The sequence below is a fragment of the Escherichia sp. MR genome, assembly GCF_005280595.1.
Lineage (GTDB): Bacteria > Pseudomonadota > Gammaproteobacteria > Enterobacterales > Enterobacteriaceae > Escherichia > Escherichia ruysiae.
The window spans coordinates 1-16,124 of the sequence record NZ_SZVK01000020.1; the positions used below are offsets into that span (position 1 = coordinate 1).

General features: G+C 53.1%; 15 protein-coding genes. 7 read left to right on the forward strand and 8 right to left on the reverse strand.

Translation table 11 applies throughout. The features are described 5' to 3' along the window. Positions 1 to 678: 678 nt before the first annotated feature. From lldP to trmL, 4 genes are all read left to right on the forward strand, one after another. Positions 679 to 2,334 carry an L-lactate permease gene (gene lldP, locus FC814_RS10965; protein WP_001055314.1) on the forward strand — a complete coding sequence of 552 codons (1,656 nt, stop codon included), beginning with the start codon at positions 679 to 681 and terminating at the stop codon, positions 2,332 to 2,334. After that, positions 2,334 to 3,110 carry a transcriptional regulator LldR gene (gene lldR, locus FC814_RS10970; protein WP_032226810.1) on the forward strand — a complete coding sequence of 259 codons (777 nt, stop codon included), beginning with the start codon at positions 2,334 to 2,336 and terminating at the stop codon, positions 3,108 to 3,110. Before lldP ends, lldR begins: the two co-directional genes overlap by 1 nt. After that, positions 3,107 to 4,297 carry a quinone-dependent L-lactate dehydrogenase gene (gene lldD / locus FC814_RS10975; RefSeq protein WP_137325935.1) on the forward strand — a complete coding sequence of 397 codons (1,191 nt, stop codon included), beginning with the start codon at positions 3,107 to 3,109 and terminating at the stop codon, positions 4,295 to 4,297. The genes lldR and lldD overlap by 4 nt, the downstream gene beginning before the upstream one ends. A gap of 289 nt (positions 4,298 to 4,586) precedes the next feature. Then, positions 4,587 to 5,060: a tRNA (uridine(34)/cytosine(34)/5-carboxymethylaminomethyluridine(34)-2'-O)-methyltransferase TrmL gene (gene trmL / locus FC814_RS10980; protein WP_000932359.1), complete on the forward strand. Its 474-nt coding sequence runs from the start codon at positions 4,587 to 4,589 to the stop codon at positions 5,058 to 5,060. Positions 5,061 to 5,116: 56 nt separating this feature from the next. On the opposite strand, the gene cysE is transcribed toward trmL, so the two are convergent. The 5 genes from cysE to FC814_RS11005 form a co-directional block, all read right to left on the reverse strand. Next, positions 5,117 to 5,938 carry a serine O-acetyltransferase gene (gene cysE / locus FC814_RS10985; RefSeq protein WP_001277564.1) on the reverse strand — a complete coding sequence of 274 codons (822 nt, stop codon included), beginning with the start codon at positions 5,936 to 5,938 and terminating at the stop codon, positions 5,117 to 5,119. A gap of 79 nt (positions 5,939 to 6,017) precedes the next feature. Further along, entirely contained in the window at positions 6,018 to 7,037 is a 1,020-nt protein-coding gene (gpsA, locus tag FC814_RS10990) for an NAD(P)H-dependent glycerol-3-phosphate dehydrogenase (RefSeq protein ID WP_137325936.1), read from the reverse strand. Further along, positions 7,037 to 7,504, reverse strand: coding sequence for a protein-export chaperone SecB (secB, locus tag FC814_RS10995; RefSeq protein ID WP_000003377.1), 468 nt, complete (start codon positions 7,502 to 7,504; stop codon positions 7,037 to 7,039). The genes gpsA and secB overlap by 1 nt, the downstream gene beginning before the upstream one ends. 62 nt (positions 7,505 to 7,566) lie before the next feature. Further along, the gene (grxC, locus tag FC814_RS11000; RefSeq protein WP_000024392.1) at positions 7,567 to 7,818 is read right to left on the reverse strand and encodes a glutaredoxin 3; all 252 of its coding nucleotides are present in this window, start codon (positions 7,816 to 7,818) and stop codon (positions 7,567 to 7,569) included. Between the two features lie 141 nt (positions 7,819 to 7,959). Then, positions 7,960 to 8,391, reverse strand: a complete 432-nt coding sequence (locus tag FC814_RS11005; RefSeq protein WP_001156181.1) for a rhodanese-like domain-containing protein — start codon at positions 8,389 to 8,391, stop codon at positions 7,960 to 7,962. A 242-nt stretch (positions 8,392 to 8,633) separates the two neighbouring features. Between FC814_RS11005 and gpmM the strand changes: the two genes are divergently transcribed. Genes gpmM through FC814_RS11020 form a run of 3 tightly spaced genes read left to right on the forward strand, consistent with a single transcriptional unit; the run spans position 8,634 to position 12,434 of the window. Next, positions 8,634 to 10,178, forward strand: a complete 1,545-nt coding sequence (gpmM, locus tag FC814_RS11010; RefSeq protein WP_010344487.1) for a 2,3-bisphosphoglycerate-independent phosphoglycerate mutase — start codon at positions 8,634 to 8,636, stop codon at positions 10,176 to 10,178. A gap of 33 nt (positions 10,179 to 10,211) precedes the next feature. Further along, positions 10,212 to 11,471, forward strand: a complete 1,260-nt coding sequence (gene envC / locus FC814_RS11015) for a murein hydrolase activator EnvC (RefSeq protein WP_016159958.1) — start codon at positions 10,212 to 10,214, stop codon at positions 11,469 to 11,471. 3 nt (positions 11,472 to 11,474) lie between these two features. Next, positions 11,475 to 12,434 (forward strand): divergent polysaccharide deacetylase family protein, encoded by a 960-nt coding sequence (locus FC814_RS11020; RefSeq protein ID WP_000483819.1) that lies wholly within the window; start codon positions 11,475 to 11,477, stop codon positions 12,432 to 12,434. Here the strand turns inward: FC814_RS11020 and waaH are convergent. The 3 genes from waaH to kbl form a co-directional block, all read right to left on the reverse strand. Next, the gene (waaH, locus tag FC814_RS11025; RefSeq protein ID WP_000982070.1) at positions 12,421 to 13,455 is read right to left on the reverse strand and encodes a UDP-glucuronate:LPS(HepIII) glycosyltransferase; all 1,035 of its coding nucleotides are present in this window, start codon (positions 13,453 to 13,455) and stop codon (positions 12,421 to 12,423) included. The genes FC814_RS11020 and waaH overlap by 14 nt on opposite strands. Before the next feature lie 238 nt (positions 13,456 to 13,693). Then, positions 13,694 to 14,719: an L-threonine 3-dehydrogenase gene (gene tdh, locus FC814_RS11030; RefSeq protein ID WP_000646026.1), complete on the reverse strand. Its 1,026-nt coding sequence runs from the start codon at positions 14,717 to 14,719 to the stop codon at positions 13,694 to 13,696. Positions 14,720 to 14,732: 13 nt separating this feature from the next. After that, the gene (kbl, locus tag FC814_RS11035) at positions 14,733 to 15,929 is read right to left on the reverse strand and encodes a glycine C-acetyltransferase (RefSeq protein WP_137325937.1); all 1,197 of its coding nucleotides are present in this window, start codon (positions 15,927 to 15,929) and stop codon (positions 14,733 to 14,735) included. Positions 15,930 to 16,124 lie beyond the last annotated feature (195 nt).

The window sequence follows — 16,124 nt, forward strand, 5'->3', positions numbered from 1 at the left end:
GGGCTGATGTGGGGCATCGTGCGCGCTGCCCCTCTCACCCCGACCCTCTCCCCAAAGGGGCGAGGGGGAAAAACGTGCTGCATCTGATACCGTGCATAATGGTTTTCTTGCATTGCCGGGCTGATGTGGGGTCTCGTGCGCGCTGCCCCTCTCACCCCGACCCTCTCCCCAAAGGGGCGAGGGGGAAAAACGTGTTGCATCTGATACCGTGCATAATGGTTTTCTTGCATCTCCGGGCTGGTGTGGGGTCTCGTGCCCGCTGCCCCCTCACCCCGACCCACTCCCCAAAGGGGCGAGGGGGAAAAACGTGCTGCATCTGATACCGTGCATAATGGTTTTCTTGCATTGCTGAAGGACGCGCTCCATCTAACACCGAGCACAATCAGTCCCCTCGCCCCTCCGGGGAGAGGGTTAGGGTGAGGGGCACAAGCCAGCTCCGCAGCAAATTTTTCTCCCCCACAATAATTGGCCCTACCAATTCTTCGCTTATCTGACCTCTGGTTCACAGTTCCCCAATTAAAACTCACATTAACGTTGCCAATGCATAACATTTAGTTAACCATTCATTGTCATTATCCCTACACAACAAAATTGGCAGTGCCACTTTTACACAACGTGTAACAAGGAGATGAGCAACAGACTCATTACACGATGTGCGTGGCCTCCAGGAGACCTGCAATGAATCTCTGGCAACAAAACTATGATCCCGCCGGGAATATCTGGCTTTCCAGCCTGATAGCATCGCTTCCCATCCTGTTTTTTTTCTTTGCGCTTATTAAGCTCAAACTAAAAGGCTATGTCGCCGCCACATGGACAGTCGTTATCGCTCTGACCGTCGCGCTATTGTTCTACAAAATGCCGGTCGCCAATGCGCTGGCCTCAGTGGTTTATGGCTTCTTCTACGGTTTGTGGCCCATCGCGTGGATCATTATTGCGGCGGTGTTCGTCTATAAGATCTCGGTGAAAACCGGACAGTTTGACATCATCCGCTCATCTATTCTTTCAATAACCCCTGACCAGCGCCTGCAAATGCTGATCGTCGGTTTCTGTTTCGGCGCATTTCTCGAAGGTGCCGCAGGCTTTGGCGCACCGGTAGCAATTACCGCCGCATTGCTGGTCGGGCTGGGCTTTAAACCGCTGTACGCCGCCGGGCTGTGCCTGATTGTTAACACCGCGCCGGTGGCATTTGGCGCGATGGGTATTCCGATTCTGGTTGCCGGACAGGTAACAGGCATCGACAGCTTTGAGATTGGCCAGATGGTGGGACGTCAGCTACCGTTTATGACCATTATCGTCCTGTTCTGGATCATGGCGATTATGGATGGCTGGCGCGGTATCAAAGAAACCTGGCCTGCGGTTGTAGTCGCGGGCGGCTCGTTTGCCATCGCTCAGTACCTTAGCTCTAACTTTATTGGGCCGGAACTGCCGGACATTATCTCTTCGCTGGTATCGCTGCTCTGCCTGACGCTGTTCCTCAAACGTTGGCAGCCGGTGCGCGTCTTCCGCTTCGGCGATCTGGGTGCATCCCAGGTTGATATGACGCTGGCTCACACCGGTTACACCGCAGGTCAGGTGTTACGCGCCTGGACACCGTTCCTGTTCCTGACCGCCACCGTAACGCTGTGGAGTATTCCGCCGTTTAAAGCCCTGTTCGCTTCGGGCGGCGCGCTGTATGAGTGGGTGATTAACATTCCGGTGCCGTATCTCGACAAGCTGGTTGCCCGTATGCCGCCGGTGGTCAGCGAAGCCACTGCCTACGCCGCCGTATTTAAGTTTGACTGGTTCTCTGCCACCGGTACTGCCATTCTGTTTGCTGCGCTGCTCTCTATCGTCTGGCTGAAGATGAAACCCTCTGACGCCATCAGCACCTTCGGCAGCACACTGAAAGAACTGGCGCTCCCCATCTACTCCATCGGCATGGTGCTGGCGTTCGCCTTTATCTCAAACTATTCCGGGCTGTCGTCAACGCTGGCGCTGGCACTGGCGCATACCGGTCATGCATTCACCTTCTTCTCGCCGTTCCTCGGCTGGCTGGGGGTATTCCTGACCGGGTCGGATACGTCATCTAACGCCCTGTTTGCCGCGCTGCAAGCCACCGCAGCACAACAAATTGGCGTCTCTGATCTGTTGCTGGTTGCTGCCAACACCACCGGCGGCGTCACCGGCAAGATGATCTCCCCGCAGTCCATCGCCATTGCCTGTGCGGCGGTAGGACTCGTGGGCAAAGAGTCAGATCTGTTCCGCTTTACTGTCAAACACAGCCTGATATTCACCTGTATGGTGGGCGTGATGACCACGCTTCAGGCCTACGTCTTAACGTGGATGATTCCGTAATGATGGTTATACCCAGACGCCTGTCAGACGAGGTAGCTTCCCGTGTGCGGGCGCTGATTGATGAACAAAATCTGGAACCGGGCATGAAGTTGCCCGCTGAACGCCAACTGGCGATGCAGCTCGGCGTGTCGCGCAATTCCCTGCGCGAGGCGCTGGCAAAACTGGTCAGTGAAGGTGTGCTGCTTAGTCGTCGCGGTGGCGGGACGTTTATTCGCTGGCGCCATGACGCGTGGTCGGAGCAAAACATCGTCCAGCCGCTGAAAACGCTGATGGCTGATGATCCGGATTACAGCTTCGATATTCTGGAAGCCCGCTACGCCATTGAGGCCAGCACCGCCTGGCACGCAGCAATGCGTGCCACACAAGCCGATAAAGAAAAGATACAGCTCTGCTTTGAAGCGACGCTGAGTGAAGACCCGGATCTCGCCTCGCAAGCGGACGTTCGTTTTCATCTGGCAATTGCCGAAGCCTCACATAACATCGTGCTGCTGCAAACCATGCGCGGTTTCTTTGATGTCCTGCAATCTTCAGTGATGCAAAGTCGTCAGCGGATGTATCTGGTGCCGCCCGTTTTTTCGCAACTGACTGAACAGCATCAGGCGGTCATTAACGCCATTTTTGCCGGTGATGCCGACGGTGCGCGTAAAGCAATGATGTCGCACCTCAGCTTTGTCCACACCACCATGAAACGATTCGATGAAGATCAGGCTCGCCGTGCACGCATTACCCGCCTGCCCGGTGAGCATAATGAGCATTCGAGGGAGAAAAACGCATGATTATTTCCGCAGCCAGCGATTATCGCGCCGCAGCGCAACGCATTTTGCCGCCGTTCCTGTTCCACTATATGGATGGTGGTGCATATTCTGAATACACGCTGCGCCGCAACGTGGAGGATTTGTCAGAAGTGGCGCTGCGCCAGCGTATTCTGAAAAACATGTCCGACTTAAGCCTGGAAACGACGCTGTTTAATGAGAAATTGTCGATGCCAGTGGCGCTGGCTCCGGTGGGTTTGTGCGGCATGTATGCGCGTCGCGGCGAAGTTCAGGCTGCCAAAGCGGCTGATGCTCACGGCATTCCGTTTACTCTCTCAACGGTTTCAGTTTGCCCGATTGAAGAAGTCGCTCCAGCTATCAAACGTCCGATGTGGTTCCAGCTTTATGTGCTGCGCGATCGCGGCTTTATGCGTAACGCACTGGAACGGGCAAAAGCGGCGGGCTGTTCGACACTGGTTTTCACCGTGGATATGCCGACGCCAGGCGCACGTTATCGTGACGCACACTCCGGTATGAGCGGCCCGAATGCCGCAATGCGCCGCTACTTGCAGGCGGTGACGCATCCGCAATGGGCGTGGGATGTCGGCCTGAACGGTCGTCCACATGATTTAGGTAATATTTCGGCTTACCTCGGCAAACCGACCGGACTGGAAGATTACATCGGCTGGCTGGGGAATAACTTCGATCCGTCCATCTCATGGAAAGACCTTGAGTGGATCCGCGATTTCTGGGATGGCCCGATGGTGATCAAAGGGATCCTCGACCCGGAAGATGCGCGTGATGCAGTACGTTTTGGTGCTGATGGGATTGTGGTTTCTAACCACGGTGGCCGCCAGCTGGACGGTGTACTCTCTTCCGCTCGTGCGCTGCCTGCTATCGCGGATGCGGTGAAAGGTGATATCGCCATTCTGGCAGATAGCGGGATTCGTAACGGACTTGATGTCGTGCGTATGATCGCGCTCGGTGCCGATACCGTACTGCTGGGTCGTGCGTTCCTGTATGCGCTGGCAACAGCGGGTCAGGCGGGCGTGGCGAACTTGCTGAATCTGATCGAGAAAGAGATGAAAGTGGCGATGACGCTGACTGGCGCGAAATCCATCAGTGAGATTACGGATGATTCGCTGGTTCAGGGGCTGGGTAAAGAGTTGCCTGCGGCGCTGGCTCCGATGGCGAAAGGGAATGCAGCATAGTCGTTTGCGCCCCCTCACCCTAACCCTCTCCCTCAGGGAGAGGGAACCGATCGGCGCTGTCTGTACTCCCTCAGGCTGAAAACAATTCCTCGCCCTATTTTCCTCCTGGCTTCTTTAAGGTGAGGAGAAAAGACCTTACCTGCCCGACACTACATTGTCTCCCTCACTCTGAAACGACACCGCACTCTTTTTTCTCCCTCGCCCCTCCGGAGAGAGGGCCGGGGTGAGGGGAAAAGGCCGCACTAATCCCCGATTTTCTGCTATCCTGCCCCCGCACTAAGGGGGCAGTATGCTAAACATCGTACTTTACGAACCAGAAATTCCGCCAAACACTGGCAACATCATCCGTCTTTGCGCTAATACCGGCTTTCGTCTGCATATCATCGAACCGATGGGATTTGCCTGGGACGATAAGCGCCTGCGCCGCGCGGGGCTGGACTATCACGAGTTTACTGCCGTTACGCGTCATCATGACTATAGCGCGTTCCTTAGAGCAGAAAATCCCCAGCGTCTGTTTGCCCTCACCACTAAAGGCACTCCCGCCCATAGCGCCGTAAGCTATCAGGATGGCGACTATCTGATGTTCGGCCCGGAAACACGCGGCCTGCCAGCGAGCATTCTTGATGCTCTGCCCGCTGAACAAAAAATTCGTATTCCAATGGTGCCGGACAGCCGCAGCATGAACCTGTCCAATGCGGTGTCGGTCGTGGTGTATGAAGCCTGGCGGCAGTTGGGATATCCGGGAGCGGTGTTGAGAGATTAGTTACGCCAGGCCGGATAAGATGCGGTTAGCATCGCATCCGGCACGAGCACAGGACGTCAGATCCCATCCCCATACTCAAACGTATGGTGAATGCCGTTAAAATGCTGATCCATATCCATTGACGGTTTATCGCTGTCTGGTTTACCGACGATACGCGCCGGAACGCCAGCAGCGGTAGTATGCGGCGGCACTGGTTGCAGCACGACAGAACCCGCGCCAATCTTCGCGCCACGCCCGACTTCAATATTGCCGAGAATTTTCGCGCCCGCGCCAATCATCACGCCTTCACGAATTTTTGGGTGACGGTCGCCGCTGGTTTTGCCCGTACCGCCAAGGGTGACGGATTGCAGAATCGACACATCGTTTTCAATCACCGCTGTTTCACCAACGACGATGCCTGTCGCGTGGTCGAGCATGATACCGCGACCAATTTTTGCCGCCGGGTGAATATCCACCTGAAAAGTCACAGACACCTGATTTTGCAGGAAAATAGCCAGTGCGCGACGCCCCTGATTCCACAGCCAGTGACCGATGCGATACGCCTGCAAGGCATGAAAACCTTTCAGGTATAACAAGGGGGTTGAGTATTTATCAACTGCCGGGTCGCGGGTGCGCACCGCCTGAATATCGCAGGCCGCAGAAGCGATCATTTCAGGGTCGGCGGCGTAGGCTTCTTCAACGACTTCACGAATAGCAATAGCAGGCATAATCGGCGATGACAGCTTGTTCGCCAGCATATAGCTCAGTGCACTGCCAAGATTCTCGTGCTTGAGTAGCGTTGCGTGGTAAAAACTGGCCAGCATTGGCTCACAGTCCGCCAGCGTTCTGGCTTCCGCTTTAATATTGTTCCAGACAATTTCCAGTTCTTCACACGACATTGCTTACTCCACACGATGAGATAATGACCGGCTCGTTCTGCGCGAGCCGGGTCATAGCGGTAACAAAGGTTCCCTGGGTTTAGTGGCTGCTTCGCTCGTCCTTGCGTGCACGACCTAATAAAGTCAATGCTGCCTCGCGCGCGTTTTTTCCGCAATATAATACTTGATAAATTTCCTCGGTTATTGGCATTTCAACGCCGAAGCGGTGCGCCAGTTCGCGGACTTCTTTCGTATTGCGGTAGCCTTCCACCACCTGACCAATCTTCTCTTGCGCGCTTTGTACATCCATGCCCTGACCGAGCATCATGCCAAAACGGCGGTTCCGCGACTGGTTGTCGGTACAGGTAAGCACCAGATCGCCCAGACCTGCCATGCCCATAAAGGTGGCAGGATCGGCGCCCAGCGCCGTGCCCAGACGCGACATTTCAGCCAGACCACGGGTGATCAGCGCCGTTCGCGCATTCGCCCCGAAGCCGATACCGTCGGACATGCCGGCACCAATCGCAATGACGTTTTTCACCGCGCCGCCAAGCTGGACACCAATGAAATCCGGGTTGCTGTAAACACGGAAACTTTTGCCACAGTGCAACAGTTGCTGGAGGTCATCAGCAAAGGTTTGATCGGTAGAAGCCAGCGAAATGGCCGTCGGTAAACCTGCCGCCAGTTCTTTCGCAAAAGTTGGGCCAGAGATAACCGCCAGTGGAATTTGATCGCCTAACGCCTCGCGCGCTACGTCCTGTAACAGACGTCCGGTTTCCGCTTCCAGTCCTTTTGTCGCCCACACCAGGCGCGCATCAGGACGCATCAGCGGTTTAATCTGGCGCAGCACTTCACCAAAGACATGGCTGGGTACGACGACGAGAATATTACGGCTGGCTGCCAGTGCGGTGGCGAGATCGCTTTCAAGGTGAAGCGTATCGGGAAAAGGCACATCGGGGAGAAACGCGGCGTTACAGCGGCCACGTTCAAGCGTCGCGATATGTTCAGGGTCATGGCCCCAGAGGACAACCTCGTGGCCATTTCTTGCCAGGGTAATGGCAAGAGCGGTGCCGTACGAGCCGGCACCGATCACAGTCATTGAAGCATTACGTTGGTTCATCAGGCATCCTGATGTTCTTCAGTACCTTCGCCAGCCTGCTGCTGTAAATAGTTCATGAACAGCGCATCGAAGTTAACCGGCGCAAGGTTCAGTTGCGGGAACGTACCGCGAGATACCATGCTGGTGATGCACTCACGAGCATACGGGAACAGAATGTTCGGGCAGTATGCGCCCAGGCAATGTGCCATCTGGGTGCCTTCGATACCCGCGATGGAGAAAATACCGCCCTGCTGAACTTCGCACAGGAACGCGGTTTCTTCGCCCAGGGATGCCGTTACGGTAACACGCAGTACCACTTCGTAAACGTCATCTGCCAGTTGAGAAGATGCCGTATCCAGATCAAGTTTAACTTCTGGCTGCCAATCTTTCTGGAAAACGTGCGGCGCGTTCGGCGCTTCGAAAGAAATATCCTTGGTATAAATACGCTGGATCTGGAAGGTCATTTCGGTGTTGTTTTGTTCTGACATGTGTAGAAAACCCTTAAGTGTTGTCCTTAAATACTGCGCAGTGTAATGCCAACGTTAATACGTTATTTCAGCAGGGGATCCAGTCCACCACGTGCATCCAATGCATACAAGTCGTCACAGCCGCCAATGTGCTGTGCGTCAATAAAAATTTGCGGAACCGTGGTGCGACCACTGCGTTTGATCATCTCTTCACGCTTAGCGGCGTTGCCATCAATCGGTAGCTCCTGGAAACTTACGCCCTTGCTGCTCAGCAGTGCTTTTGCACGATGGCAATACGGGCAGGTTTCTTTGGTATAGATTTCAACATTGGCCATAACTTAGCTCCTGTTTTTTTACCCTGAAATTTCATATTGCAGGGCGGCTGCAAAATGGAGTGTCCCCAGAAGCTTATATCAATAAGTCGCTGGGGGTCTAATTGCAGCTAACTGCCTGCGGCATGAAAGATGGCAGGTAAATTATTTGCCGCGCACCAGAGGCAAGTTTTCGCCAGCCCAGCCAGCGACGCCTTCTTTCAGCACGAATACTTGCGCAAAACCCGCTTTCGTCAGCGCGTTTGCAGGCTCCTGGCACTGCATACCAGAACCGTCTACCACGATAACCGGTTTGTCTTTGTGCTTCTCAAGTTCACCAACATTGTTGGCTTTGATTTCGCTCGGCAACAAATTGATAGAACCTGCGATATGGCCTTTACGGAAGTCATCACGCTGGCGTAAATCCACAACCACTGCGTCTTCTTTGTTGATCAGACGCGTAGCTTCACCACGAGTAATTACCTTCACTTTTGAGGTCAGGCTCTTAAACGTAGTAACAAGAACCGCCACCAGTAACGCGATCCAGGCGATACTCAGTATGGGATGACGGCCAACAAATTGCATAATTTCTTGCATGGGGGGTAATAACTCCCGACGTAGTGATTAAAAACCAGGGAAGGAGTATACCTGCGCGTTGCGGCAAATACAGCCAGCGCGTGCACCGGAATGCAATTTTGCGGCACGCTACGAAAAAAAATCGCAAATCTGGCATCGGCTTGCCGCGAGCGGTCGTATATTTTGATCTTCAGAGGCTATTTTATCGATTCAGCTGTAGTAAAATTACGCAAATTTTGACTCTTGAGTATGAGGTTGTCGCAATGTCGGTTTCTAAAAAACCTATGGTACTGGTGATTCTGGATGGCTATGGCTATCGTGAAGAACAACAGGATAACGCCATTTTTAGTGCTAAAACCCCGGTAATGGATGCACTGTGGGCCAATCGTCCGCATACCCTGATCGACGCTTCCGGTCTGGAAGTCGGTCTGCCTGACCGTCAGATGGGTAACTCCGAAGTAGGCCACGTTAACCTGGGTGCCGGCCGCATCGTGTATCAGGACCTGACTCGTCTGGACGTTGAAATCAAAGATCGCGCTTTCTTCGCTAACCCGGTACTGACTGGCGCGGTAGATAAAGCGAAAAACGCAGGCAAAGCAGTTCACATTATGGGTCTGCTGTCCGCAGGCGGCGTACACAGCCACGAAGATCACATCATGGCGATGGTAGAACTGGCAGCTGAACGCGGCGCAGAAAAAATCTACCTGCATGCATTCCTTGACGGTCGCGACACTCCGCCGCGCAGTGCTGAATCCTCGCTGAAAAAATTCGAAGAGAAATTTGCCGCACTGGGCAAAGGCCGCGTAGCGTCCATCATTGGTCGTTACTACGCGATGGATCGCGATAACCGTTGGGATCGCGTTGAAAAAGCTTATGACCTGCTGACTCTGGCGCAAGGTGAGTTCCAGGCTGATACCGCCGTTGCTGGTTTGCAGGCCGCTTATGCTCGCGACGAAAACGACGAGTTTGTGAAAGCGACCGTTATCCGTGCTGAAGGCCAGCCAGATGCAGCGATGGAAGACGGCGATGCGCTGATTTTCATGAACTTCCGCGCTGACCGCGCACGTGAAATCACTCGTGCATTCGTGAACGCTGATTTCGACGGCTTCGCGCGTAAGAAAGTGGTTAACATCGATTTCGTGATGCTGACCGAATACGCCGCTGACATCAAAACTGCCGTTGCTTACCCACCAGCCTCTCTGGTTAACACCTTCGGCGAGTGGATGGCGAAAAACGATAAAACTCAGCTGCGTATTTCCGAAACCGAAAAATATGCCCACGTCACTTTCTTCTTCAACGGTGGCGTAGAAGAGTCGTTCAAAGGCGAAGATCGCATTCTGATCAACTCGCCGAAAGTGGCTACCTACGATCTGCAGCCGGAAATGAGCTCCGCAGAGCTGACCGAAAAACTGGTTGCTGCCATCAAGAGCGGCAAATACGACACCATTATCTGTAACTATCCGAACGGAGACATGGTAGGTCACACCGGGGTGATGGAAGCAGCAGTTAAAGCAGTTGAAGCACTGGATCACTGCGTGGCAGAAGTGACCAAAGCTGTTGAGTCTGTGGGTGGACAACTGCTGATCACCGCTGACCACGGTAACGCTGAACAGATGCGCGATCCGGCTACGGGTCAGGCTCACACGGCGCATACCAACCTGCCAGTTCCGCTGATTTATGTTGGCGATAAGAACGTGAAAGCGGTTGAAGGCGGCAAACTTTCTGACATCGCGCCGACCATGCTCTCTTTAATGGGTATGGAAATCCCGCAAGAGATGACTGGTAAGCCGCTGTTCATCGTGGAATAATCCCTCCCCATGAGGGGAAAGGCGATTAATACCATGACACGGGCCACGAAACCGCGCAGGTTTGCAGTCAGGCCCATCATTTACGCCAGCGTTCTTTGCGCTGGCGTATTGTTGTGCACTTTTTCTGCCCACGCGGATGACCGTGACCAACTCAAGTCTATTCAGGCTGATATCGCTGCCAAAGAGCGTGCGGTACGCCAACAACAGCAACAACGCTCAAGCCTGCTGGCACAATTGAAAAAGCAGGAAGAGGCGATCTCCGAAGCCACTCGTAAACTGCGCGAAACGCAAAATACGCTCAATCAACTGAATAAACAGATTGATGAGATGAACGCCTCGATTGCCAAACTGGAACAGCAAAAAGCGGCTCAGGAACGCAGTCTCGCCGCGCAACTGGACGCCGCATTTCGCCAGGGTGAGCATACGGGTATACAGCTCATTCTCAGCGGTGAAGAAAGCCAGCGCGGTCAGCGTTTACAGGCTTATTTCGGCTATCTCAACCAGGCGCGACAAGAAACCATCGCCGAACTGAAGCAAACACGTGCAGAAGTCGCCATGCAGCGCGCCGAACTGGAAGAGAAACAGAGCGAGCAACAAACGCTGTTATACGAACAACGCGCCCAGCAGGCGAAGCTGACCCAGGCGCTGAACGAGCGTAAGAAGACGCTGGCAGGGCTGGAATCTTCCATTCAACAAGGTCAGCAGCAGCTAAGTGAACTGCGCGCCAACGAATCTCGTCTGCGTAATAGCATTGCTCGTGCAGAAGCGGCAGCGAAAGCGCGTGCTGAACGAGAAGCGCGTGAGGCTCAGGCTGTTCGCGACAGGCAAAAAGAAGCGACGCGCAAAGGCACCACCTACAAACCGACTGAAAGCGAAAAATCACTGATGTCCCGAACCGGTGGTCTGGGTGCGCCGCGTGGTCAGGCATTCTGGCCTGTTCGCGGGCCGACGCTGCACCGCTATGGCGAACAGCTACAGGGCGAACTGCGCTGGAAAGGGATGGTTATTGGTGCCTCTGAAGGTACTGAAGTTAAAGCGATTGCCGACGGTCGGGTGATTCTGGCTGACTGGCTGCAAGGCTACGGCCTGGTGGTGGTGGTTGAGCACGGTAAAGGCGACATGAGCCTTTATGGCTATAATCAGAGCGCACTGGTGAGCGTTGGTTCGCAGGTTCGCGCGGGCCAGCCAATTGCACTGGTGGGCAGCAGTGGCGGTCAGGGTCGGCCCTCACTCTATTTCGAAATTCGCCGCCAGGGTCAGGCGGTCAATCCACAGCCGTGGTTGGGAAGATAAGTTTTGTTTCCATTTCGTCGTAACGTTCTTGCATTTGCCGCTCTGTTGGCTCTCTCCTCCCCTGTATTTGCTGGCAAACTTGCCATCGTCATTGATGATTTTGGTTATCGCCCGCACAACGAAAACCAGGTGCTGGCGATGCCCTCCGCTATCTCTGTCGCCGTGTTACCTGACTCGCCACACGCCAGAGAGATGGCAACCAAAGCGCATAACAGCGGTCACGAAGTATTGATTCATCTACCGATGGCACCGTTGAGTAAGCAGCCGCTGGAGAAAAATACGCTGCGCCCGGAGATGAGCAGCGACGAGATTGAGCGCATTATTCGCAGTGCGGTCAATAACGTGCCCTATGCCGTGGGGATCAACAACCACATGGGCAGCAAGATGACCTCTAACCTTTTTGGTATGCAGAAAGTGATGCAGGCGCTGGCGCGTTACAATCTTTATTTCCTCGACAGTGTGACTATCGGTAATACCCAGGCGATGCGCGCCGCACAAGGTACTGGCGTAAAAGTCATCAAACGGAAAGTGTTTCTCGATGATTCCCAGAACGAAGCGGACATCCGTATGCAGTTCAATCGCGCAATTGACCTGGCGCGTCGCAACGGTTCAACCATCGCCATTGGTCATCCTCACCCTTCAACAGTTCGCGTATTGCAACAGATGGTTTATAACCTGCCGCCAGACATTACGCTGGTGAAAGCCAGCAGCTTGCTGAATGAACCGCAGGTCGATACGTCTACACCGCCGAAGAACACTGTGCCCGACGCACCGCGTAATCCGTTCCGTGGAGTGAAGCTGTGTAAACCGAAGAAACCGCTGGAACCGGTTTATGCTAATCGCTTCTTTGAAGTATTAAGCGAAAGCATCAGCCAGAGCACGCTGATCGTTTACTTCCAGCATCAGTGGCAGGGCTGGGGCAAACAGCCCGAAGCGGCGAAGTTTAACGCTAGCGCAAATTAAAGGCGCTGCGCGTAATGCGATGGTGCGACCGTGTTTTGTCGCGCCATTGCCATAAGCGGAAAGACCACAGTAATGCCTGATAACCCACCTTTACGCTGCGGACATTAGTAATCAGACGCTTATACATGCCGGAAGTAAATATCTCGGCAATCATCCGCTGGCGGGTAATAATATCCGGTTCTTTGCGCACCGCATGGCAAACGCGCAATGCTTCGTAAGTTATTTGTTGATGAAATTCCGGATAAATCATAATTTTGTCGGCATAATTTCTATTTAATTTCTCCAGCAGGCGGGTAATTTTAATATAGTGCCGTTGATAATTAAGATTTTTATTTCCTTGTCGATTCAACCGACTCACTGACGTATTATGCAGATAATATTTATATAACGATTGTTCGGTATATCGCGCACGCAGCGCGTTAAACATAAATTCTGTTGTCCAGACAATATCCTGATGATGCAATCCAGCAATAAATTTAATGTTATTTTTTACAATAACATCTCGGCGATAAACACCCATCCAGACAACGTGAGTCCAGCGGCGAGAAGAAAGTCCCATCCGCAGCCAGTCCGGGCCGGTTAATACGCCGGTTGAGCGAAGGCGATCGGTGGGGATGGATTGCCAGGTTTCCCCCGTTTCACGAAAACACCAGTCAGCATTGCACTGCGCCACATCGAGATCGTCCTCTAACGCCATTGTCATCAGCGTTTCGTACATGGTGGGATAGACTTCATCATCTGCATCGACAAAAGCAACATATTTGCCCGTCGCTGCCTCGATCCCGCGATTACGCGCCACCGATGCGCCAGCATTCGCCTGATGCAACAAACGAACGTGAGGAAAGTTTTCTGCGTAATGCTTTGCTATTTCAACAGAATTATCCGTTGAACCATCGTTAATAATAATGATTTCCAGAGCAGTCCAGGTTTGCGCAATTAAAGATTCCATACAAGTGCGGAAATCATCGCCCGCATTATATAACGGGATAATAACACTAAGTTTATTGGTGCTGTTCATCATAAATTACCGACGGCCTCTGAAGTTACCCTAACGTTGTACAGACTTTGTATTAAGAAACCATTAAGCCTGTGAGATATTATTTTTACAGGTGAGAGAGTCACTTCAGGCTAGAGAGATAATGAGAACAGCTATATAAGAGATCAGCGCAATTACGATATCTTTATTACACTGACAGGATTTTACATATTTAACAGATTATCCTCAGATAAAAGGGCTGGAATACCAGCCCTTATTCGTGTTAATCCCAGCTCAGGATAACTTTCCCGGACTGGCCTGAACGCATAGCGTCGAAGCCCTTCTGGAAATCATCGATGGAGAAACGATGGGTAATGATTGGCGAGAGATCGAGGCCAGACTGAATCAGCGCCGCCATCTTGTACCAAGTTTCAAACATCTCACGACCGTAAATGCCTTTAATGAACAAGCCTTTAAAGATCACTTTTGTCCAGTCGATCGACATGTCAGAAGGTGGAATACCTAGCATCGCAATACGGCCACCGTGGTTCATGGTGTCGAGCATGGTACGAAACGCTGGCGGCGCACCGGACATTTCCAGACCGACATCAAAACCTTCGGTCATGCCTAGCTCCGCCATCACGTCATTGAGATTTTCTTTCGCGACGTTAACTGCACGCGTAATACCCATTTTGCGCGCCAGCTCGAGACGATATTCATTAACGTCGGTGATAACCACATTACGCGCGCCGACATGTTTCGCCACCGCCGCCGCCATAATACCAATCGGGCCTGCACCAGAAACCAGAACATCTTCGCCCACTAAATCAAACGACAGTGCCGTGTGTACAGCATTTCCGAACGGATCGAAAATTGCGGCTAAGTCGTCGGAGATATTGTCGGGGATTTTGAAGGCGTTGAACGCCGGAATCACCAGATATTCGGCGAAGCAGCCCGGACGGTTAACGCCGACGCCGATCGTGTTGCGGCACAGATGGGTACGACCACCACGGCAGTTACGGCAATGACCGCAGGTGATATGACCTTCGCCAGACACGCGATCGCCAATCTGGAAGCCTTTCACTTCCTGACCAATGCCCACCACTTCACCAACATACTCATGGCCCACGACCATCGGCACCGGGATGGTTTTTTGCGACCACTCATCCCAGTTATAGATGTGAACGTCAGTCCCGCAGATGGCTGTTTTACGGATTTTAATCAGCAGATCGTTATGCCCGAGTTCCGGTACAGGAACGTCAGTCATCCAGATGCCCTCTTCCGCTTTCAGTTTGGATAACGCTTTCATCTCACATCCTCACTCAGGCAATTACGCCCAGTTGTTTACCAATACGCGTGAACGCTTCTACCGCACGCGTAATTTGCTCAGGAGTATGCGCCGCAGACATCTGGGTACGAATACGCGCCTGACCTTTCGGAACGACCGGATAGAAGAACCCGGTGACGTAAATACCCTCTTTTTGCAGCTCGCGGGCAAATTTCTGCGCCACTACTGCATCACCAAGCATGACCGGAATAATGGCGTGATCGGCACCCGCCAGGGTAAAGCCCGCCGCCGACATTTGCTCACGGAACTGACGCGCGTTAGCCCACAGGCGGTCACGCAGTTCGCTGCCCGCTTCGACCATCTCCAGCACTTTAATGGAAGCGGCGACAATCGCTGGTGCCAGCGAGTTGGAGAACAGGTACGGACGAGAACGCTGGCGCAGCCACTCAACCACTTCTTTGCGCGCAGCAGTGTAACCACCAGAAGCACCGCCTAAGGCTTTACCCAACGTGCCGGTGATAATATCGACACGACCCATCACATCGCAGTATTCATGGGAACCACGACCGTTTTCACCGACAAAACCAACCGCGTGGGAGTCATCCACCATCACCAGCGCATCGTAAATATCTGCCAAATCGCAAACGCCTTTCAGGTTGGCAATCACGCCGTCCATCGAGAACACGCCGTCGGTGGCAATCAGCACATGTCGCGCTCCGGCTTCACGCGCTTCTTTTAAACGCGCTTCCAGCTCCTGCATATTGTTGTTGGCATAGCGATAACGTTTGGCTTTGCACAGACGCACACCATCAATAATAGACGCGTGGTTCAGTGCGTCGGAGATAATGGCGTCTTCCGCGCCCAGCAGCGTTTCAAACAGGCCGCCGTTGGCATCAAAACAGGAAGAGTAGAGAATCGCATCTTCCATACCCAGGAATGCCGCCAGTTTCTGCTCAAGCTCTTTATGGCTATCCTGAGTGCCGCAGATAAAACGTACTGAAGCCATGCCGAAACCATGAGAATCCATTCCCGCTTTTGCCGCCGCAATCAGCTCTGGATGGTTCGCCAGCCCAAGATAGTTGTTGGCACAAAAGTTGATGACGTGGCTTCCATCAGCCACAGTGATGTCTGCTTGCTGCACAGACGTGATAATGCGCTCTTCTTTAAACAACCCTTCCGCCCGTGCGGTTTCCAGGTCGTTGGTTAACTGCTGATAAAATTCTCCACGCATTGCGATTCTCCAGACAGGGCAAATTCCAGCACATATTACCCAAACTTATAGGTCGCGACGAGATGACGCGTTAACACTTCTGCAAAATTTAGAATAAATAACGCCCATTACTCTCACTTTCGGCGAATGGCTGAAGCCAACGTCGTGTAGTGATATGATAGAAGTATTCGTGTCTGAGATTGTCTCTGACTCCAT